Origin of the sequence: Trebonia kvetii, from assembly GCF_007827045.1 — a bacterium.
GTDB lineage: Bacteria > Actinomycetota > Actinomycetes > Streptosporangiales > Streptosporangiaceae > Trebonia > Trebonia kvetii.
The window spans coordinates 1-390 of sequence record NZ_RPFW01000043.1; the positions used below are offsets into that span (position 1 = coordinate 1).

The window sequence follows — 390 nt, forward strand, 5'->3', positions numbered from 1 at the left end:
TATTTCTCAATTCTTTTATGTGTAATTTATTTAATTTAATACTATAATTGACTAATCAATGATTGACAAATCAATTAAGAAAGGAGAAATAAATTATGAAGCTTGAAAAAGTCAGCCAGTTACTCTATCAGCTCAAAATTGTAAATCAAGAAATGACGGCAAAATTTGAGAAGTCAACGGGTTATAGTATTACTCGGTATCAACTGATGATGATTTGAAAATGTAAAGGTCTGTGCTATCAAAGGCAATTACAAAATGAATTAAAAAGTGATAGTGCTGCTGTAACAAGACATTTAAAATTACTTGAAGAAAAAAAGCTTGTCAAAAGAGAGCGCAATAAAGAAAATAGACGAGAAGTATTTGTCGAAATTACCGATAAAGCTATTTTGG

The 390-nt window shown here is 29.0% G+C and carries 1 protein-coding gene; it reads left to right on the forward strand.

The annotated features are described in order from the left end of the window. Positions 1-230 precede the first annotated feature (230 nt). Positions 231-390 (forward strand): MarR family transcriptional regulator (locus EAS64_RS48125; protein ID WP_500691530.1); only part of this gene is annotated, 160 nt, incomplete at its 3' end.